Source organism: Streptomyces spinoverrucosus (genome assembly GCF_006539505.1).
GTDB lineage: Bacteria > Actinomycetota > Actinomycetes > Streptomycetales > Streptomycetaceae > Streptomyces > Streptomyces spinoverrucosus.
In genome coordinates, this window is the sequence record NZ_BJND01000041.1 from 25,426 (window position 1) to 44,316 (window position 18,891).

An 18,891-nucleotide genomic window follows, 5' to 3' on the forward strand; every position below is an offset into this window, starting at 1 on the left:
CGAAACAAGGACGAGCCAGTGAGAGAACAAGGGACCGCCGTGAAGGACGTACACCCACTGCCCCACCGCACGCCGGTCCCGACCGACCATCCGGACCCCGTCCTGGACGTGGTCGTCCCGGTGTACAACGAGGAGACGGATCTGGAGCCGAGCGTCCGGCGGCTGCACGCGCACCTGCGCGACACCTTCCCCTACCCGTTCCGTATCACCATCGCCGACAACGCCAGCACGGACCGCACCCCGGAGATCGCCGTCCGGCTGGCCGATGAACTGCCCGAGGTGGAGGGGCTGCGGCTGGACGAGAAGGGCCGCGGGCGGGCCCTGAACACCGCATGGTCCCGTTCGTCGGCACCCGTGCTCGCATACGTCGACGTGGACCTGTCCACGGAACTGGCCGCGCTGCTCCCGCTCGTCGCCCCACTGATTTCCGGGCACTCCGACATAGCCATAGGCACCCGCCTGGCCCGCGGTTCCCGGGTCGTGCGCGGCCCCAAACGGGAGTTCACCTCCCGCGCCTACAACGCCATCCTGCGCTCCACCCTCGCCGTGGGCTTCTCCGACGCGCAGTGCGGTTTCAAGGCGGTACGGCGTGATGTGGCCGAGCGGCTGCTGCCCCTCGTGGAGGACTCGGGCTGGTTCTTCGACACCGAGATGCTGGTCATCGCCGAGCGGGCGGGACTGCGTATCCACGAGGTGCCGGTGGACTGGGTGGACGACCCCGACAGCCGGGTCGACATCGTCGCCACGGCCCTGGCCGACCTGCGCGGCATTGCCCGGATCGGGGCGTCGCTGGCGCGCGGCACCCTGCCTCCGGCGGAACTGCGGCGCAGTGGTGAGGGCGAGCCGTCGGGCGGACTGGTGATGCAGCTCGTGCGGTTCGCCGCCGTGGGAGCGGTGAGCACCCTCGCATATCTGCTGCTGTACTCGCTGTTGCGCCCGATGATGGGTGCCCTGTCCGCCAACGCGCTGGCGCTGCTGATCTGCGCCATCGGCAACACGGCCGCCAACCGCCGCCTCACCTTCGGCATCCGCGGCCCCGGCGGGGTCGTACGCCACCAGGCCAGGGGTCTTGCGGTCTTCCTGCTCGGCCTGACGCTCACCAGCGGCTCGCTCGCCGTCCTGCACCAGGTGGCGCCGTCGGCCGGGGCCCGCGTCGAACTCGCCGTACTGATCGCCGCCAACCTGACCGCGACACTGCTGCGGTTCCTGCTCTTCCGAGCGTGGGTGTTCGGCGCCCGGCCGCGCAGGCGGGCGGAATCCGCCGTTTCATGAACGGGAGTTGCGTGTCGGCACGCGGCGCTGACGATCGTTCCGTCAGATGAGGTCGGCCACCACCAGGCGGGTGGCCTCCGCGAGCAGGGCCTCCCTGGGTGGGGTGTCGTGGCCGGAGCGGTCTGTCATCACGGCGAGGACGAGCGGTTCGGTGTGCGGTGGCCAGACGATGCCGATGTCGTTGGCGCGGCCGTACTCGCCGGTGCCCGTCTTGTCGGCCACCGTCCAGCCCTTGGGGACACCGGCGCGGATGCGCTTGGCGCCGGTGGTGTTGCGGACGAGCCAGTCCTTGAGGAGGGCGCGGCGGTCGGGGGTGAGGGCGTCGCCGAGGACGAGGTCGCGGTAGGTGGTGGCGATGGCCCGGGGTGTGGTCGTGTCGCGCGGGTCGCCCGGGGCCATTCCGTTCAGTTCGGGCTCGTAGTGGTCCATGCGGCTGACCTTGTCGCCGAGGCCACGCAGGTACGCCGTCAGTCCCGCCGGGCCTCCGACGTCCCGCATCAGCAGGTTTCCCGCCGTGTTGTCGCTGTAACGGACGGCCGCGTCGCACAGTTCCCTGACCGTCATCCCCGTCTCGATGTGGTCCTCGCTGATCGGCGAGTAGGACTGCAACTCGGCCCGTGTGTAGGTGACCCGCTGGTTCAGGTGGCTCAGGGGGTGCTCGTGCAGCACCGCCGCCGCGGCCAGGGCCTTGAAGGTGGAGCAGAGCGCGAAGCGGTCGTCCGCACGGTAGTTCAGGGTCGCTCCCGTGCCGGTGGCCAGGGCGAATACCCCCAGCCGGGCTCCGTGGCGGCGTTCGAGTGCCGCGTAGCGGGAGAGGTCGGGCGTACGGGTGGAAGAGGGGCGCGGTGGCCTGGCGCTCGCGCGCTCCTCAGGTGCGGCGCGGTCGCACGCCGACGCTCCCAGCGGTACCAGCACCGCGCCCAGCAACAGTTGCCTACGGGACAGACCAGGCATACGGGACTCCCTCCTGCTCATGACTCGGGCACCGCCGTCAACAGGCTGTGGACAACCGGGCCCGCCGAGCCGCCGCCCGTCACGCCCTCCTCCACCACACACGCCACCGCCACATTGCCGCGATACGCCACCATCCAACCGTTGTTGTCCTGCTCCTCCGACACTTCCGCCGTGCCCGTCTTCGCCCCGACCTCGCCCGGCAGATCGGCCAGCACCCGCGCCGTACCGTCGGTCACGGTCGCCCGCATCAACTCCCGCAGCTGTGCCACCACATGCGCCGGAAGCGGAGTCGTCGTCGTCCCGCCCGTGTCCCCCGCCGTGATCGTCGGCTGGTGGAACGTCCCCGACACCGCCGTCGCCGTGACCGACGCCATGATCAGCGGGTTGGCCTGCACCCGCCCCTGCCCGATCATCGACGCCGCCTTCTCGGTCTCGTCCCGGGGTACCGGCACCGAACCGTCGTACGACGGGATCCCGACGCGCCACTCCTGCCCGACACCGAAGTACTTGGCCGCGACCTCACCGAGTTGCCCGTCCCCGAGCTTGCCCCGCAGGCTGATGAACGCCGTGTTGCACGACTCGGTGAAGTCCTTGCGGAAGCTCGCCCCCGGGAACTCGGAGGTCTCGACGTTGTGGAACTGCTTCCCCACCGTCAGGTACTTGGGGCAGTCCACGACGTCGTCCAGCCCGACGGCCCCCTTGAGCAGCAGCGCGGTGCTCGTGACGATCTTCCAGGTGGAGCCGGGCGCGTAGGTGCCGGAGACGGCCCGGTTGAAGCCGGACGACGGCGAGTTCGCCACCGCCAGGATCTCCCCGTTGTCGATCCGCAGCGCGACCAGCGCCGCGTTCTTGCCGTCGGCCTCACGAGCGAGCGCCTGCTCGGCGGCGGACTGCCAGTCGGCGTCGAGCGTCGTACGCACAGGGCCGTCGTCGCCCGAGCCGTCCTCAGGCGCCTCCCCGAAGCGGGCCTCCGTACGCTCCACCTCTCCCGTCACCCGGTCCACCAGCCGCACCGCACCCCGCGGCCCGGCACCGGCCCCACCGACCTGCCCCAGCACCGGCCCAAGGGACGGGTATTCGTCGGTCGTCAACATGACCCCCTCCCGATCCGTCGCCTCAGGCGCCCCCGTCTCCTCCCGCTCCAGACGGAACTTCTCCGTCTCACTCAGCCGCGGATGGACCAGCGACAGCCGCCAGTCCACCTTCCAGCTCCCGTCCCCCTGCTCCCGCAACGGCAGCTCCGACTTGTACGTCCATGTCCCCAGGTCGGTGATGGGCATCCGGGCCGTGAACGGGACGGTGACAGTCCCGTCCTCCGCGAGCAGGGGCTGCGCGGCCGTGAGGTTCGGCTTGCTGATGTCGAGCCCGGCCGTGAAGTTGCCCAGCACCTCCTGGGCCGTACCGGGACTGGTCGTCCGCGCGGCCGCGCTCGGCAGACGGCCGCCCGCCCAGTCGGCCAGGAACGCCCGCGCCTGCTCCAGGGCCGCCGGATCGGGCCCGGCGTCGCCCCGTGCGAAGGGGCCGACCCCGGCGGCGTACGCCCCGCCGGCCCCGACGGCGAGCACCACCCCGACGGCGGCCACCGCTCTCACCCGACGCCGCGGTCGTCGTCGTCTCGCCGTCCAGGTCGTGGCGGCGGAGTAATCGCTTCCCGACATGTGCGCCTCACGGTTGTCCATGCCCCGAGCACAGCAACGCCCCACCCCACCTGTCCAAGTCCGATATCGATCTCGGATTCATCAATCCGCGATATGGTCGCTGGTCGTGGACCTGGTTCGGCACCTGGAGTGCTTTGTGGCTGTTGCAGAAGAGTCACACTTCGGCCGTGCCGCCGCCCGTCTCGGCATGGCGCAGCCACCCCTGTCCCAGCGCATCCAGCGCCTGGAACGCGAACTGGGCGTCCGGCTGTTCGAGCGCACCAGCCGTCAGGTGCGGCTCACCGAGGCCGGCGCCCTGCTGCTGACGCGGGCCCGTGAACTGCTCGCCCGTTCGGAGGAATTCCTCGCCACCGCGCACCGCATCCGGGACGGCGAGACCGGCCTGCTGCGGGCCGCGCTGCCGCCGGACCTGTCCGGCGAGACGGTCGCCGCCCTCCTCGCGGACTTCGACCGGCGCCACGACCTGGCCGCGCCGGAACTGGAGCTGCACGAACTGTCCACCGCCCAGCAGCTGGCCCGCTTCGCCTCCCGCGACCTGGACGTCGGCCTCATCCACCACCCCTGCGACATCACCGGCCTGGAACTCGGCCCGGTCCTGCGCCGCGACCTCGGCGTACTGCTGCCACCCGGCGCCCCGGCCGCCGACCTCACCGAGGTGCCCCTCGCCTCCCTCACCGGCCACGACCTGATCCTCTTCCCCCGGACCGACGCCCCGGCCCTGTACGACGACCTCCTCACCACGTGCGCCCGCAACGGCTACACCCCGCCCGCCGTACGCCACGCCCAGGGCGCCAGCTTCGTGCGGGGCCTGGTGCTGTCCGCCGGAGCCGTCGCCCTCACCCCACGCGACACCGTCACCGCCCCGGACCTCGTCTGGCGCTCGCTGGCCGGTGCCCCGCTGGCCTGGCGGCACTCTGTCGCCTGGCCCAAGGGGCGCGGGAGCACCGCGGTGACCGCCTTCGCGGACGCGGCCACCCACGCGCTGCGCGGCACCGCCGGCGCCGCCCCCGACGTACCGACCCGTCCGCTCCATCTGCGCCCGGCATCGGAGTACTGGCTGTGACCGACGCCCTCGGCCGTGTCCGTGCGGCCTTCGCCGAAGCCGGGGTCACCGGCTGGCTGCACGCCGTCGACATCGACACCGGCGCGCAGCTCGACGCGGGCGCCGACCAGCCGGTGTGCACGGCCAGCGTCCACAAGCTGTGTCTCCTCGTCACCCTCCACGAGCTCGCCGACACGGGCGACTTGGACCTGACCGAGCAGGTCGACTGCCCGCCCCTCGGCCGCACCCCGGGCCCCACCGGCCTGGCCGCCATGCGGGACCCCGTACGCATGTCCCTGCGCGACCTCGCCTACCTGATGACGGCCGTCAGCGACAACACCGCCGCCGACCTGCTGCTGGGCCGCGTCGGCCTGGACGCCGTCAACCGCACCACGGCCCGCCTCGGCCTCACCCGCACGCACGCCGTGCACACCTTCGGCGAACTCCTCGCCACCCTCAGACAGGACGCCGGGCCCGGCGGCGCGCGGATCCTGACCGACCCGCACGTCCTGACCCGCCTCAGGGCCCTCGACCCGGCCCGCACCAACCGCAGCACGCCCCGCGACATGACCCGCCTGCTGAGCGCCGTATGGCGGGACGAGGCCTGCGCCCCCGAGCACGCCGCCGCCGTCCGCCGCCTGCTCGGCCTCCAGGTCTGGCCGCACCGCCTGGCCTCCGGCTTCCCCTTCGACGACGTCCACGTCGCGGGCAAGACCGGCACCCTGCCGACCCTGCGCAACGAGGTCGGCGTCGTCGAGTACCCCGACGGCGGCCGCTACGCCGTGGCCGTCTTCACCCGCACCGCCAACCCGGCGGCCACCCTCCCGGCAGCGGACTCGGTCATCGGTACGACAGCCCGACTGGCGGTCGAGGCCCTGCGCGCCCGCACATGAGCCACCGGGCGGGAACTGGTACCTCCCCTTCCCTCCCGCCGCTAGGATCCCCGCATGGTCGAACTAGCCGAAATGATCCGGGAGTTGAGGCAGGAGCTGAACTGCGCGCTGGCCGGTGGCGGCGATGGGCCCGTGCGGTTCGAGTTGGGGCCGGTGGAGATCGAGGCGACCGTCGCCGTGGGGCGGACGGGCGGGGCCGGGGGGAAAGTGCGGTTCTGGGTGGTGGAGGCGGGCGGTGAGGCGCGGGTCGACTCCTCGCGGACGCACCGGATCTGCCTGACCCTGCAGCCGAAGCTCGTCGCCCCCGACGGCACCCACCACGCCGTGCTGATCACGGGCGACGAGGCGGAAGGGGAACGCTAGGGCGTCTCTACCCCCTGACGTGGGGGGACGACTGGCCGTACGCTGGTCGGCACTGTCAGTGGTAACTCAGGCGGCACTGGTGGCGGGTCGGGAGGTCACGGGGGTGGAAGGGCGCAACCCTGCGCGGGTTCGCAACGAGCTGGTGGCCGAAGTCGTCGACGTACTCCAGGAGTCGGCCACGCTGCGGCACACGAGCAGCGCGGACCTGCTGGTGACCATGCTGGGGCAGGAACTGGGCGCACCGGTGGAGCCGTTACGCGGTGAGGCGTTACGGCCCTGGCTGCTGCACCTGGTGGAGAAGTGCGCGGGCGTGCCGGACGGGCTGCCCTGCCTGGTGCGCTGTCTGGGGTACGTCGAGCAGCAGTCGACCGCCGTGACGGCGCTGCGGCGGCTGGTGGACGAGTGGGAGGCCGTCGATTTCTTCGACGGGGCCGATCTGCATCCGCTGCGGCCGCTGCTCCAGGAGATCCGCTCCGCGTCCACGCTGGCCGCGATGGCGCGCCGCGCGAGCCGTTCGCGCACCCAGGAGCTGCCGTCGTGGTGCGACACGGGCTGGGCGGTGTTCCTGCGGCTGGCCGGGGACAACTCGGCGGCGAAGGAACTCCCGGTGAGCATGGCGTTCTTGTCCCTGGCCGCCGACCAGCTGGTCGAGGACGGGCGGAGGGACGCCGCCGAGCGGCTGCGCCGCTGGAACCGCCGGCAGGCCCGCACCTGGGGCCTGGAGGACAAGATGGCCGAGTGGCAGCGCGGCAGCGGCGTCGCCGAACCCGTGGCCTCCTCGCTGATGCCGGCGTATCTGATGATCCAGTTCGAGCCGGACGGCGTGGACCGCGACCGCTACTACCTCTCCCACTGGCGGCAGTCCGACGCGGAGGGCTGGCACCCGGTGCCCGGCGAGACCCTGCATCTGCACCGCGACGAACTCCCCTCCGAGGTCGAACTGCTCATCGAGCAGACGGAGGAACGCTGGTCGGATCTGCGCCAGCCGGTGGTACTGGAGTTCATCCTCCCGTGGGAACTGCTCGGCGAACCCGTCGAGTGGTGGCACAAGGAGTCCGACTCGCCCTCCCCGACCCCGCTGGTGATGGACTACGCCGTCCTGGTGCGCAGCTTCGAGCGGCTCAGAAGGGCCGCCTGGCACCGGCCCTGGCACAACAAGTGGCGGCACTTCAAGGAACGTCCGGCCGACACCCACTCCTACTGGAACCGGCCCGGCCACTCCCACTTCCATCTGGAGCGGGAGCTGAAGGAGGACGAGCACGCCGTCTGCCTGGTGCTCAGTGAACCGCCGGGCACCGACTCGGTCACCAGCCGCCAGGAGTACCTCGCGGGCCTGCGGGCGGGCGTCCCGGCCATGATCTGGCACCGCGGCGACTGCTCCGACCCGGCCTTCAAGGAGGCCGTCGCCGACATCGTGCAGGACCGGGGGCTCGCCGGTCTGCTGGAGCGGACCGGAAGATGGCGCAAGGATGCGCTGGCCATGGGGCCCGAGGGGTGGGACAACCACGTGGGACGCCATCTGGCGATCCTGCTCGACGACCCGGAACGCCGGCCCGTGCCCCCGGGACCCGACCATGCGCGGGGGGAGCGGCCGACCGGGTCAGAGGTGCACGGAACGCCCGCCCGCGAGCCGAAGGGTGACCCGAATTGAACGAGCGTGCGCGTAACCGCCCGCCTGTGTTTCAGGTCGGCCTCACTGCTTCCGTCATGCTTTCGTATGCACCCGGCGCGAGCCCCCGTGCGCACTTGCTTCACGAACGGAACCGCTGTCAGGCTTTGCCCGTGGCTGTCACGCATGCCGGGGGTCTGCGCGACTCCGCCACCCGCTCATCGTCACTACGACGCCTTGAGGGCACGCATGCATGATGACGATGGCCAGCGACCGGAGGAGTCCGCACGGGCACGCCGTGAGGCCGCTCATGTCCTGAGCCGGCTCGGTCAGCAGCCGGGCGGGCCCGAGCCCGCGGAAGCGGTTCTGGTCATCGACACCCACCCCACCATGCGGGTGTGGTACGAGACGGTCCGCGACGACCTGGTCGAGGAACTCGAACGAACGGGCGCCTTCACCCGCGTACGGGTGGTACGGCTGCTCGGCACCGACGAGACCGACGCGGCCCGGGTGAGCCCTGAGGAGCCGTTAGGTCCCGTCCCGGAGAAGGCCCGCCGCGTGGTGCTGGTGCTGACCGACGGCCTCGCGGCCGGGTGGCGGCTCGGTGCCGTCCAGCCGCTGCTGCGCGGCTGGGGGCGGACCTGCCCGGTCGCCGTGGTGCATCTGCTGCCGCAGCAGATGTGGTTCCGCACCGGCCTCGACGTGTACCGGGTGCGGATCCGGGCCCCGCACGGCTGGGCCGCCAACAGCGCCTGGGACTGGGAGGAACGCGAACCCCCGGCCGGGCCGCGGGACACCGACGAGGCCGGCGCCGAGCGGGACGGTACCGCCGTCGTCGTACCCGTGCTGGCGCTCACCGGGCCGTGGGCGGCGGCGCTCACCCGGCTGGTGTCCGGACCGGAGCCCGAATGGCTGGATCTGTCCGCCATTCAGGCCCGCGAGTGGAAGAGCCGGCCCGACGCGGCCCGCGCGCTGCCCTGGGCGGAGGAACTGCCCGACCCGCTCAGCACCGTGCCCGCCGCCGAACGGGTCTCCGACTTCCGGGCCGTCGCCAGCCCCACCGGGTTCGCCCTGGCGACCCGGCTGGCCGCCGCGCCGCTGAGCCTGCCCGTCATCCGCCGGATCGTCGCCACCACCCCGGACGCCGGGCCGGTCCACGTCTCCGAGCTGCTGATCAGCGGACTGGTACGGCCCACCTGGGAGCACGGCGAGGGCCCGGCGGACGTGGTGTTCACCTTCGCCCCCGACATCCGCAAGGAGCTGCTGGCGCTCGGGCGGCGCAGCGCCACCGCCCGGGTGCTGCGCGAGGTGCGCGCCCTGTTCGCCGCGGACGACCTCGCCCGCACCCTGCTGCCGCCGCCCACCGAGCCGCTGGACACGCTGGCGATGCCGCATGTCGGCAGCCGCAACATCGCCTTCCTCCGGGTGGAGCTGACCGCCCTGCGCGCCCTGTCGGGCCGCTACGACCAGCGTGCCGCCATGCTGGCGCAGGTGCTGAGCTGGCACGATCGGCGTTACGCGGTCAGCCTGGAGAAATCACCACGCGGAGTGCCGGGGCGGGTGGCGGCGGCCCGGTCGGCCGTCGACGCCACCGACCCCGCCCCCCGGACCCCCTCCGAAGGAGCCTCGCAGATGCCGACATCACCCCAGCGGACCGTGGAGACGGGCGACCGCACGACACAGCCGCGTGTCTGGGGGAACCTGCCGCCGCGCAACCCGAACTTCACCGGGCGCACCGAGCTGCTGGAACTGCTCGACCAGCGGCTGCGCGAGGGCACCACCACCGTGCTGCCCGAGGCGATCCACGGCATGGGCGGCGTCGGCAAGACCCAGCTGGCCATCGAGTACGCCTACCGGCACCAGTCCGAGTACGACATCGTGTGGTGGATCCCCGCCGAGCGGCCCGGCCAGATCGGGCAGGCGCTGGTGGAACTGGCCCAGCGGCTCGGCCTGGTGACCACCACCGAGGCCAACATCGCCGGACCCGCCGTCCGCGAGGCGCTGCGCGAGGGTCGGCCGTACTCCCGCTGGCTGCTGATCTTCGACAACGCCGACAACCCCGAGCAGGTCCGCCACTACTTCCCGCAGGGCGGCAACGGCACCATCCTCGTCACCTCCCGCAACCGGCGCTGGGGCCAGGTCGGCGGCTCCCTCGAAGTGGACGTGTTCACCCGCGAGGAGAGCAAGGAGCTGCTGCGCCGCTCCGGCCCGCCGCTGCGCGACGACGAGGCCGACGCGCTGGCCGAGGCGCTCGGCGACCTGCCGCTGGCGCTGGAGCAGGCCGCGGCCTGGCGGGCGGAGACCGGGATGCCCGCCTCGGAGTATCTGCGGCTGTTCGAGAACAAGCGGATGGAGCTGCTCGAAGTGGCCCCGCCGCCGGACTACCAACTCCCCGTCGCCGCCGCCTGGAACGTCTCCCTGGACCACCTGGAGACCCGCAGCCCGGCCGCACTGCGGCTGCTCCAGCTGTGCTCCTACTTCGCGCCCGACCCGATCTCCCGTTCGATCTTCTCCGGACTCGGCAACAGCAGCATCTTCCCCGAGCTGGACGCGGCACTGAACGACCCGATGCGGCTCGCCCGGGCGATAAGGGAGGTGAACCGCTACTCCCTCGCCCGCATCGACCACCGGACGAACTCGATCGAGATGCACCGCCTGGTGCAGCTCGTCCTGAACAACCGGATGACCCCCGAGGAGCAGTCCCGCATGCGCCACGGTGCCCACACCCTGCTGGCCGCTGCCGACCCCAAGACACCGGAGAGCCCCGCGAGTTGGCCCCGGTACGCGGAGCTGTACAGCCATGTCATCGCCTCGGACGCGATCAAGTCGGACCAGCCGTGGGTGCGTCACCTGGTGCACAACATCGCGAGGTACCTGTTCTTCTGGGGCGACCACGACGTGTCTCTGGACTTCTCGGAGCAGGCCTGGGAGTCCTGGCTGACCATCTTCGGCGAGGAGGACCAGCAGACGCTGCTCATGGGGCGGCAGGTGTGCTTCATGTACTGGGTGGTGGGCCGGTTCGACGACGCCGCACGGCTGGTGGCGCGCCTGCGGGAGGTGTACGAGCGCACCGCGCCCGACGACCAGGAGGACACCCGGGAGAGCGCGCTCGACGCGATCCAGATGGAAGCCGCCGTACGCCGGGCCGAGGGCCGTTTCGCCACCGGCGCCGAGCTGGACCGCATCGCCTACGAGCGCGCCCAAAGGGCCTTCGGCGACGAGGACCCGACCACCCTCAACATCGCCCACAACTTCGGTGTGAGCCTGCGCCTCGCCGGTGACTTCCGGCAGGCCCTCGAACTCGACCAGCGCACGCTGGCCATGAAACTGCGGCTGTTCGGCCGCGAGGACCGGCGGACCCTGATCACCGAGAACAGCGTCGCCATCGACGTCCGGGAGACCGGCGACTACGTCGGTGCGCGCTCCCTTCAGGAGCCCGTCCTGGTCGCCTGCCGGGACGTGTTCGGCCACGGCAACCCCACCACCATCGAGACCATGCGCCAGCTGAGCGAGGCCAGCCGCAAGGGGGGCGACCACCTGCGCGCGCTGGAGCTGGCCACCGAGGCCCACGCCCAGTTCACCCGCCGCTACGGCGACACCCACCCCCAGTCGCTGGCCGCCGCCCTCACCCTGTCGGTGGCACTGCGGCAGAACGGCGACCTCCAGGCGGCCCGCACCCGCGGCCTCAAGGCCTGCGAGGGCTACCGGCAGATCTACGACCAGCACCACCCGCACGTGCTGTCCGCCGACGTCGACCTGGCCGTCACGCTGCGCATGCTCGGGCAGCCGGAGGAGGCCCGCCGCCTCGACGAGACGGCCCTCGCCTCCCTCGCCGACCGGCTGGGCGCGGGCCACCCGCTCGCCCTCATCTGCGCCATCAACCTGGCCAGCGACCTCGCCGCCCTCGGCCTGCACGAGGAGGCCCGCCGCCGTGGCGAGGACACCCTGGCCCTGTGCCGGTCCTCCTTCGGCGAGGACCACCCCACCACCCTGATGTGCGCGGCCAACCTGTCGATGGACCTCGCGTCGGTCGGCGTGCAGGCCCAGGCCACCACGCTCCGCCAGGACACCCTGGACCGCATGACCCGTGTCCTCGACGCCTCCCGCGCGGAAACCGAGCCCAGCACAGGCCACCACCCCGCGACGGCCCAGTTCCTGGAGGGCCAGCGTGCCAACTGCGACATCGATCCGCTGCCGCTGTAGCCGACCGCCGGACTGGCCCTAGGTCCTGTCGTCAAATTCCCGTCGTCCGCCCGGAGGGCGGGCCCGGCGGCGGCGATGGGGGTGCCCCCGCGCGAGCTGGCGAAGCCGGTTCGAGCGTGAGCGAGCGTGCGTGCCAGGCGTCGCCGGGCAGACGGGAATTTGACGACAGGGCCTAGTCCGCCAGGTCCTGCCCCAGCCACTGAGCCAGCCGTACGGGATCGGCGGCGTGCCCCGTCGTGGTGAGCAGGGCGTCCTGCACGGCCCGGGCGCGTTCCGGGTGGTTGAGCAGGAGGCGGGCCGCCACCTCGTGGGACGGGTCGGGCGAGAGGGCCCGGCCCAGCCCCGCCCAGGCGGACACCGGGGCCTCCTTGCCGGACAGGCGGGCCGCGTACGCCTCCCGGGCCGCCTCGTGCCGACCGGCGATCAGCAGGGCGTCGGCCGGGTCGGCGCCCTCCACAGGCGGGGTCCGCACAGCGCCCTCGGGGTCGGTGAGGTGGTGGCGGGCCAGGACCGCCGCGGTGTCCAGGAAGCGGACCTCGCTGTCGGGGACCAGGGCGGGCACGGCGGCCAAGGCGGACGGTGGCCGGGCGGCGCCGTGCCGCCAGTCGCGTACCGCCTCCTCGACGGCTTCGGCGGGCGGGTGCAGATGGTGGGCACGCCAGCGGGACCGATGGTCGGCGGCGACCCACTCGGCCAGGCGGAGTTCCTCGGCGGGGACCTCCTCCGTCATCCACCGCGCGCACCGCTCGCGCAGGCGCTCCAGGAGGTACCGGCCCAGCGGCGTCAGCATGGCGTGGCCGTGCACCTCGTTCAGTACGGACCACACCTGGCCGCGCCACAGTGCGAACTCGAAGTGGGCCGGCGAGACGTACGCCGGGTCGGCCGTGTGGCGGTGGGCGCGCCAGAACCGGGCGACGCCCAGGAAGGCGTAGATGCCCTGGAGGAGGCCGCCCAACGGGCGCGGGTCGTCGCGCCAGGGGGCGTAGAAGAGCTCCTCGGGCGCGTCGGGGCCGTGCGGCGGCTCGGTGAGGGGACCGAGATTGATCAGGGCGCCCAGCTTGATGTGCTGGAACTCGTGCACGAGCGTCGCGGCGAGCTGGACGGCGTCGTCCGGGCGGGAGGCGACGACCCCGCCGAACGCGGCGGACGCCGTGCAGCTGTACGGCCGAAACCTTTCTCTCACCGGGGTCGGAGCCACCGACATCAGCCCACGCCGCATCGCCCCGGCGGTCACCGGATCGTCGCGCCGCACGATCTCCCAGGCGTCGGCGAGGAGCGCCGACCAGGACGCCGCCTCCGCCTCCGGCATCGGCCGGGGCTCGCTGGGGCGGGGGAACGTCCGGTACGGATCCAGCTCCTCCAGCACGAGGTGCTTCACCGCCCCGCCCGCGCCCAGCGTCAGCCGCCGCACCGGCAGCCAGCTGGGCCCACGCACCTCCCGGCCGGACACGACCTCGACGTCCTCACCCGCCCCGGTGATCCGTAACCGGCCCGCGTGTCCCGTCACCCGGGCGGTGCTCCACGGCTGACGCTCCGGCAGGACCGCGCAGCCCAGCGTGGGCAGCAGCACCATCCCGTGCCGAACCGGAACGGTGATCGAGAAGTCCACCCCGGCCCGGGCCGCGGCTGCGGCGGCCAGCGCCGAGAGATACCCGGTGACCACCCAACTGGGCGCCTGCTCCTCGCCCGGTGCCCGCCCACGGGCCGCGCGTACCGCGAGGGAGACCCACATCCCGGTGCTGGGGGACATCAGGACGTCCTCGAACACATCGGGCGCGGCCCGCTGGGCGCGCTCCAGCAGGGCCCAGGCATCCGCGTGCACCAGCGACGTGGCCTCGTTGCGGGTCAGCGCGTTGTCCAGGGCCCGCAGCAACAGCAGGCGGCGGCTGCGTTCCGCGCCGAGCAGCGCCCGAACCACCGCGTCGTCGCCCTCGCCGCGGGCGAGCGCCTCGACGTCGGCCGCCGGGAGCCGATGGAAGGGCAGGTGATCTCCCGTCGTCGTGGCGTCAGCGGCCACGGATCCCCCACCGCACCACGGTCACCTCGTCGAGTCGTCGAGACGGGAGTCGTTGAAGCCCCCGGCTGTGATGCCCTGGGGGCCGTCGATGTGGTGCAGCAGCCGCTCCAGCGACTCGGTGAAGTCCGGGCCGTCCAGGGAGCGCAGCGCTTGCAGGGAGACCCCCGACAGATCGACGAGACAAGACTCGACGGCAGGCATCGTTTGCTCCACGGCTGCCAAGTCCCCTCCTGTGCCTACGAGTCCGCGCTGTCGGCTCCCAACCATCATGACCCAGCGGACCACAAGTCGAAACCCCACTTCCCGGCCGCCTCGCGAGATCACGTCAGCCGTAACGCCCGGCCAGCCGGGCGGCGGCCCGGTCGACCCGCTCCACTTCCGGCGACGGTCCTTCCAGCAGCCGTACCGCTTCCAGGAGCTGGTCGAGCGTGCCCGGGTAGCGCAGGCAGGTGCGCACGATGCCGTAGACGTCCATCCGCAGCCTGGGGTCGCGGGGGCTGTTGGCCGCGATGCGGTCGCTGATGCTGTCCAGCAGCAGGGCCATGCCGTTGCCGCTCCGCAGCAGGGGCAGGGCCGTGAGGGCGTCGACGAGGTCGACCAGTTCGCGCAGGGGCAGTTCGCCGGGCAGCCCGGTCAGGGGCGTGACCGGGTGGGGAAGCGCGGTGCCGTCGGCGGAGGCGAGGCCGTCGCGCGGGGGCAGTCCGGCGTACCGGCCGAACCGCTCCAGCGCGGCCGGGGACAGGACGTCGTACCACCGCTCCACCCGCCGGGCCGCGAGCCGCCCCAGGCCGTCCGCGCGATGGTGCGTACTCACGACCCCGATCACCGCGCCCCCGCACCACACCGCCGCACCGGACATGCCCTCCCACGGGGAGCGGTCCGGTTCGACGTCGGCGGGCGGGACGACGACGGCCAGTTCGAGCGTGCCCTCGCGGCGGTTGGACAGGACGGAGACGGTGCCGGAGACATGGCATGAGTCGCGGTACTGGCTGGGCGAGCCGTCGTCGAGGGGTCGTGCGGTGTCCTTGCGGAGCTTGAAGCGGGGGAAGCCCATGGCGCTGAAGGGCAGCACCACATCGGCGTCCGGGACGGCGGCGTAGCGGGGCGGGGCGACGGCGGGGAGGCCGGGCGGGGCGCCGGTCAGCTCCAGCAGGGCGACGTCGGCGGCCTCGTCCAGCAGGACGACGCGGGCGTCGGCGCTCCACTGACCGGGCCGGTCGGCGTCGAAGCGGACGCGCACGGAGTCGACGGGCCCGGCCACGACATGGGCGGCCGTGAGCACGCAGGCGGTGGTCACGCGATAACCGGACCCCCGCCGCCCGGGTCTCGCGGCCACGAGTATCTCGGCCACGCGCGCCACGTCCAGCCCTTGCTGCTCCCCCCGGTCCGTCACATCGGTCCACTACCCCTGGGGTGCGGGGCGTACGCCGGAGCGACCGTGAGGGGAGCTTCCCGGGCCACGGCGACGATGTGCTCGCGCAGGCGCTGCGTGAACAGCCGCATGTTCTTGCGTGCGACGTCGGTGTCCGGGTAGCGGCTGGCGAGTTGGAGGCCCTCGTGGAGGCGGGTCAGCCAGACGCAGACCTGGTCGCCGTACGACACCCGGATCAGGCCGTAGGCCTTCAGGTCCTGCCAGCGTTCGGAGCCGGTGGTGGCGCGGGCGTCGACGAAGGAGACGATCGAGTACAGGTCGGGGGAGGTGGGGCGGAAGTCGGCGCCGAGGAGTTTGAGGACGCGGGCGATGGGCTTGCGGGACAGGGGGCGGTTCTCGCGCAGGGCGCTGCGGACCATGCGCAGGGCGCTGTCGAAGTCGGGTGCCTCGGCGACGGGGACCTCGATCGGGGCGCCGCCGACGTACCAGCCGACGGAGTCCGACCACTGGGAGCGGACGCGGGTGTGGAAGGGCACGACCGTGCGGTACACCTGCTGGCCGGCGATCTCACGGACGATGAGCGCGGTGGCGGCGAGGACGCCGACCAGGCTGCCGCCGTAGGGGCGGCAGTACGCCTCGAAGGCGGTGGCGTCGGCGTCGGGGACGAGCATCTCCTGCATGAACTTCTGCGCGGGCAGCGGCCCTTCGGGGTCGAGGCCGAGCTCGACGGGGAAGTTGGGCAGCCGACCGTCGCACTGGGCGATGAACTCCCGCCAGCGGGCGACGATCTCGTGGGTGTCGTCGAGGCGGTCCGCTTCGGTGCGTTCGAGGGCGCAGAAGTCGACGTAACTGGCGACGGGGGGCGCGTCGAGGCGGCGGCCGGCGAGGGCGGAGGCGTACAGCTCGTGGATCTCGGCGGGGATGCGGTAGAGGGAGTGGGCGTCGACGTTGCTGTGGTCGAAGGCCATGTAGACGCTGGTGCCCTCGTCGCGGACGACGGCGGTGTAGATGAAGTTGGGCCAGCTCAGCGCGTCCGCCACGGTGTCGAACCGGTCCTGCAGATAGCGGGTCAGCCTGGCCGCGTCGCCGAATGCGCCCCGGTCCACGCGGTGCAGGACGACCACGTCCGCGTCGAGCGTGAAGCGCCGCATGTCGTCGTCGATCCAGCGGAAGCCGCTGCGCAGCGTCTCGTGCCGCAGGGTCCAGGCCCGCAGGGCCTCCTGGAGTACGTCGAGATCGGCCCGGCCCGGGATGTCGAACGCCGCGCCGAGCCAGGTCGGCACGAACAGGCCGTCCTCGCGCACGGAACGCGCGGTGCGCACGTGCGACTCCTGGACGTAGGCGGGCGGCCGGGAGTCGTCCGGCATGTCGGCCGCGGCCTCGACGGCCGCCGGATGCAGCGTCCACTCCACGAGCCGCCCGGGGCGGACCTCGCAGCGCTGGATGTCGGTCATTCGCACAGCATTCTCCGTTCGCCTGCCCACGGGAGACGACCGGCTCGGCGACCGTGTCTACTGGGCATCGCTCAGTGCACAAAGGGACCAACGCTCAGGGGTTGCGGAAGAAACGCGCAGTTTTCGGCGTCCGTGTCGCGTGAGCTGCTTCACTGGGGCGGGGGGTTTGCAACAGCACGGACAGAGGGGCATCCGTGGACCGGCATCAGCAGCGCATCACCGCGCTGCTCAAGCGGTATCGGGCGCTGAAGCGGTAGCCGGGGACGGTGTCCACGCACGGGAACGCCCCCGGCGTGGCACCGGGGGCGTTCGTCGGGTCGGTGTTACGGGGCGTTGATCAGGTCGTGCGGGGGGACCTGGACCGTGCGGGCGCCCGGTTCGCCGCCCAGGACGACCTTGCGGAGGGCGACGTTGTTGTTGAGGTTGGTTTCCTTGAGGCGCTTCTCCGGGTTGGCGATCACCTGGATGTAGTACGTGCCGTTCGGCAGGTCGGTGATGTCGAAGGACTGGCCGGGACGGTACTGGGTGTACGTGTCACCGGAGCCGACGTCGAGCACCTCACGGACGGAGATGGAGTTCTGCTGACCGCACGCGGTCGACAGGTCCGTGTTGTACGGGTGCCAGTTGGCGTTCTTCACCGTGTAGTCGATGGCGTCGGTGTTGGCCAGGCAGAACGCCTCCTTGCCGCTGCGCACCTCCTTGGTCTGGTCCTCGCTCAGCAGCCGGTAGCTGGCGAAGTCCGTGAAGTGCCAGTGCTCGTGCCCGATGCGCGGGTCCCACTCCATGGTGCCGGTGGGCGTGTACCCGACCTGCTTGCCGTCCGCGTCGTAGAAGTACTGGTACGCGTCCATCAGGTCCGCGCCCGGGCTGCGGAACCCGTCCACGACGAGCGGCGCGGGCCCGGCGTTCCACACGTTCGCGCTGAACGCCAGGTAGTCCTTGCCCGGTACGTCCCCGTCCTCGCCGTCCGTGATGGCGATGTCCCACGCCGGCAGCGAACGCAGGTCGGGCTTCGGCACGTTGGCCGGGACGCCCGCGCGCCCGGTGGGCCGCTTGGCGTTGGGCTTCAGCGCGGGCGCGATCCGCGAGCCGTCGGTGTGCCCCGGCCCGTCGCCCAGGTGCGAGGCGCGGCCCCGGTCCTCAAGGGCGTGCGACAGCTGGGGCGGGGTGGGGGCGTCGGCACCGCGAGGGCCGTAGTGATGGGCGGCGTGCCCACCCGCGGCGTGCCCACCTGCGACGTGCGCACCCGAGGCGTGACCACCCGCGTCATGACCGCCGTGCCCGCTGTGGTGGGCGCCGGAACGCGCGGCGGCCCCGCCCTGGCCTTCACCGCCGTCGGTGATCTGCCGGACGGTCACCTTGATGGTCGGCTGGTCGTTCGGGATGCCGAACAGGTCGCGGTACTTCTTCGCCACCGCCACCTTCGCCGTGTACTCACCGGCCGGCAGATCCACCGGCTTGTCGTAGTCGACGGTGCTGGAGTTGGACGCCCAGCCCTTCTCCACGCCCCACACGGAGCCCAGCGTCCACGGGTTCGTGGGGCAGCTCTCCGGGTAGTGCGAGGTAGCCGGGGCGTCCGGGCGGAGGCGGCCGGAGGCGTTGTTCGGGCAGAAGGTGCCCTTGGACTTCGATACCTCCTCACCGGCCGCGTTCTTGATCGACACCTCAAGGAAGCCGGGCAGCCCGGAGAAGTCCTTCACAAGACCGGCGGGCAGCTTCTTGGTCCGGACGGTTTTGCCGTCGCGCAGGACCTGCTGGGCGACCACCGGGTCCTTGTACGACTTGCGCGTCACCTTCAACTCCAGCGGCGCGTTGTCGACCGTCACATACGTCCCGAGGTCGAGATAGACCCCGGGGTCCTCCTCCCAGCGATCCAGCGTCACGGACTTCGACGCGGCGATCAGCTTGAGCTGCGGTTTACCGGGCGTGGTGCGTGCCGGGTCGGCCCCCGAGGCGACCGCGGCGCCGCCGACGACGACGGCGAGCGCGGTGCCGGCGGCGAGCGCCGAACGCTTCACGCGATTGCGGTGTTGCTGACTGGTCATCGGTTCCTC

General features: G+C 72.2%; 13 protein-coding genes. 6 read left to right on the plus strand and 7 right to left on the minus strand.

The window, feature by feature from the left end; all coding sequences use genetic code 11:
• The first annotated feature begins 39 nt into the window (after window positions 1-39).
• Window positions 40-1,272, plus strand: a complete 1,233-nt coding sequence (locus SSP24_RS26240; RefSeq protein ID WP_141312223.1) for a bifunctional glycosyltransferase family 2/GtrA family protein — start codon at window positions 40-42, stop codon at window positions 1,270-1,272.
• A gap of 42 nt (window positions 1,273-1,314) precedes the next feature.
• Here the strand turns inward: SSP24_RS26240 and bla are convergent, their stop codons facing one another.
• Window positions 1,315-2,226: a class A beta-lactamase gene (gene bla / locus SSP24_RS26245; protein WP_229865035.1), complete on the minus strand. Its 912-nt coding sequence runs from the start codon at window positions 2,224-2,226 to the stop codon at window positions 1,315-1,317.
• 17 nt (window positions 2,227-2,243) lie between these two features.
• The gene (locus SSP24_RS26250; protein WP_141312224.1) at window positions 2,244-3,884 is read right to left on the minus strand and encodes a penicillin-binding transpeptidase domain-containing protein; all 1,641 of its coding nucleotides are present in this window, start codon (window positions 3,882-3,884) and stop codon (window positions 2,244-2,246) included.
• 106 nt (window positions 3,885-3,990) lie between these two features.
• Here SSP24_RS26250 and SSP24_RS26255 point away from each other — a divergent pair, with 106 nt between their 5' ends.
• From SSP24_RS26255 to fxsT, 5 genes are all read left to right on the plus strand, one after another.
• Window positions 3,991-4,947 carry a LysR family transcriptional regulator gene (locus tag SSP24_RS26255; RefSeq protein ID WP_141312166.1) on the plus strand — a complete coding sequence of 319 codons (957 nt, stop codon included), beginning with the start codon at window positions 3,991-3,993 and terminating at the stop codon, window positions 4,945-4,947.
• Entirely contained in the window at window positions 4,944-5,819 is an 876-nt protein-coding gene (locus SSP24_RS26260; protein WP_141312167.1) for a serine hydrolase, read from the plus strand. Before SSP24_RS26255 ends, SSP24_RS26260 begins: the two co-directional genes overlap by 4 nt.
• A gap of 54 nt (window positions 5,820-5,873) precedes the next feature.
• On the plus strand, window positions 5,874-6,182 hold the full coding sequence (locus SSP24_RS26265; protein WP_141312168.1) for a trypco2 family protein: 309 nt from the start codon (window positions 5,874-5,876) through the stop codon (window positions 6,180-6,182).
• A gap of 103 nt (window positions 6,183-6,285) precedes the next feature.
• Complete coding sequence (locus tag SSP24_RS26270; RefSeq protein ID WP_141312169.1) at window positions 6,286-7,833, plus strand: VMAP-C domain-containing protein; 1,548 nt, start codon at window positions 6,286-6,288, stop codon at window positions 7,831-7,833.
• A 207-nt stretch (window positions 7,834-8,040) separates the two neighbouring features.
• The gene (fxsT, locus tag SSP24_RS26275) at window positions 8,041-11,994 is read left to right on the plus strand and encodes an FxSxx-COOH system tetratricopeptide repeat protein (protein WP_167529708.1); all 3,954 of its coding nucleotides are present in this window, start codon (window positions 8,041-8,043) and stop codon (window positions 11,992-11,994) included.
• 172 nt (window positions 11,995-12,166) lie between these two features.
• On the opposite strand, the gene SSP24_RS26280 is transcribed toward fxsT, so the two are convergent.
• From SSP24_RS26280 to SSP24_RS26300, 5 genes are all read right to left on the minus strand, one after another.
• Window positions 12,167-14,011 carry an HEXXH motif domain-containing protein gene (locus SSP24_RS26280; protein WP_141312171.1) on the minus strand — a complete coding sequence of 615 codons (1,845 nt, stop codon included), beginning with the start codon at window positions 14,009-14,011 and terminating at the stop codon, window positions 12,167-12,169.
• 21 nt (window positions 14,012-14,032) lie between these two features.
• Window positions 14,033-14,212: an FxSxx-COOH-like cyclophane-containing RiPP peptide gene (locus tag SSP24_RS26285; protein ID WP_141312172.1), complete on the minus strand. Its 180-nt coding sequence runs from the start codon at window positions 14,210-14,212 to the stop codon at window positions 14,033-14,035.
• 124 nt (window positions 14,213-14,336) lie between these two features.
• Window positions 14,337-15,404 (minus strand): effector-associated domain 2-containing protein, encoded by a 1,068-nt coding sequence (locus tag SSP24_RS26290; protein ID WP_141312173.1) that lies wholly within the window; start codon window positions 15,402-15,404, stop codon window positions 14,337-14,339.
• Entirely contained in the window at window positions 15,401-16,837 is a 1,437-nt protein-coding gene (locus SSP24_RS26295; protein WP_141312174.1) for a condensation domain-containing protein, read from the minus strand. The genes SSP24_RS26290 and SSP24_RS26295 overlap by 4 nt, the downstream gene beginning before the upstream one ends.
• Before the next feature lie 323 nt (window positions 16,838-17,160).
• Window positions 17,161-18,882, minus strand: coding sequence for a lysyl oxidase family protein (locus SSP24_RS26300; RefSeq protein WP_141312175.1), 1,722 nt, complete (start codon window positions 18,880-18,882; stop codon window positions 17,161-17,163).
• Window positions 18,883-18,891: the final 9 nt, after the last annotated feature.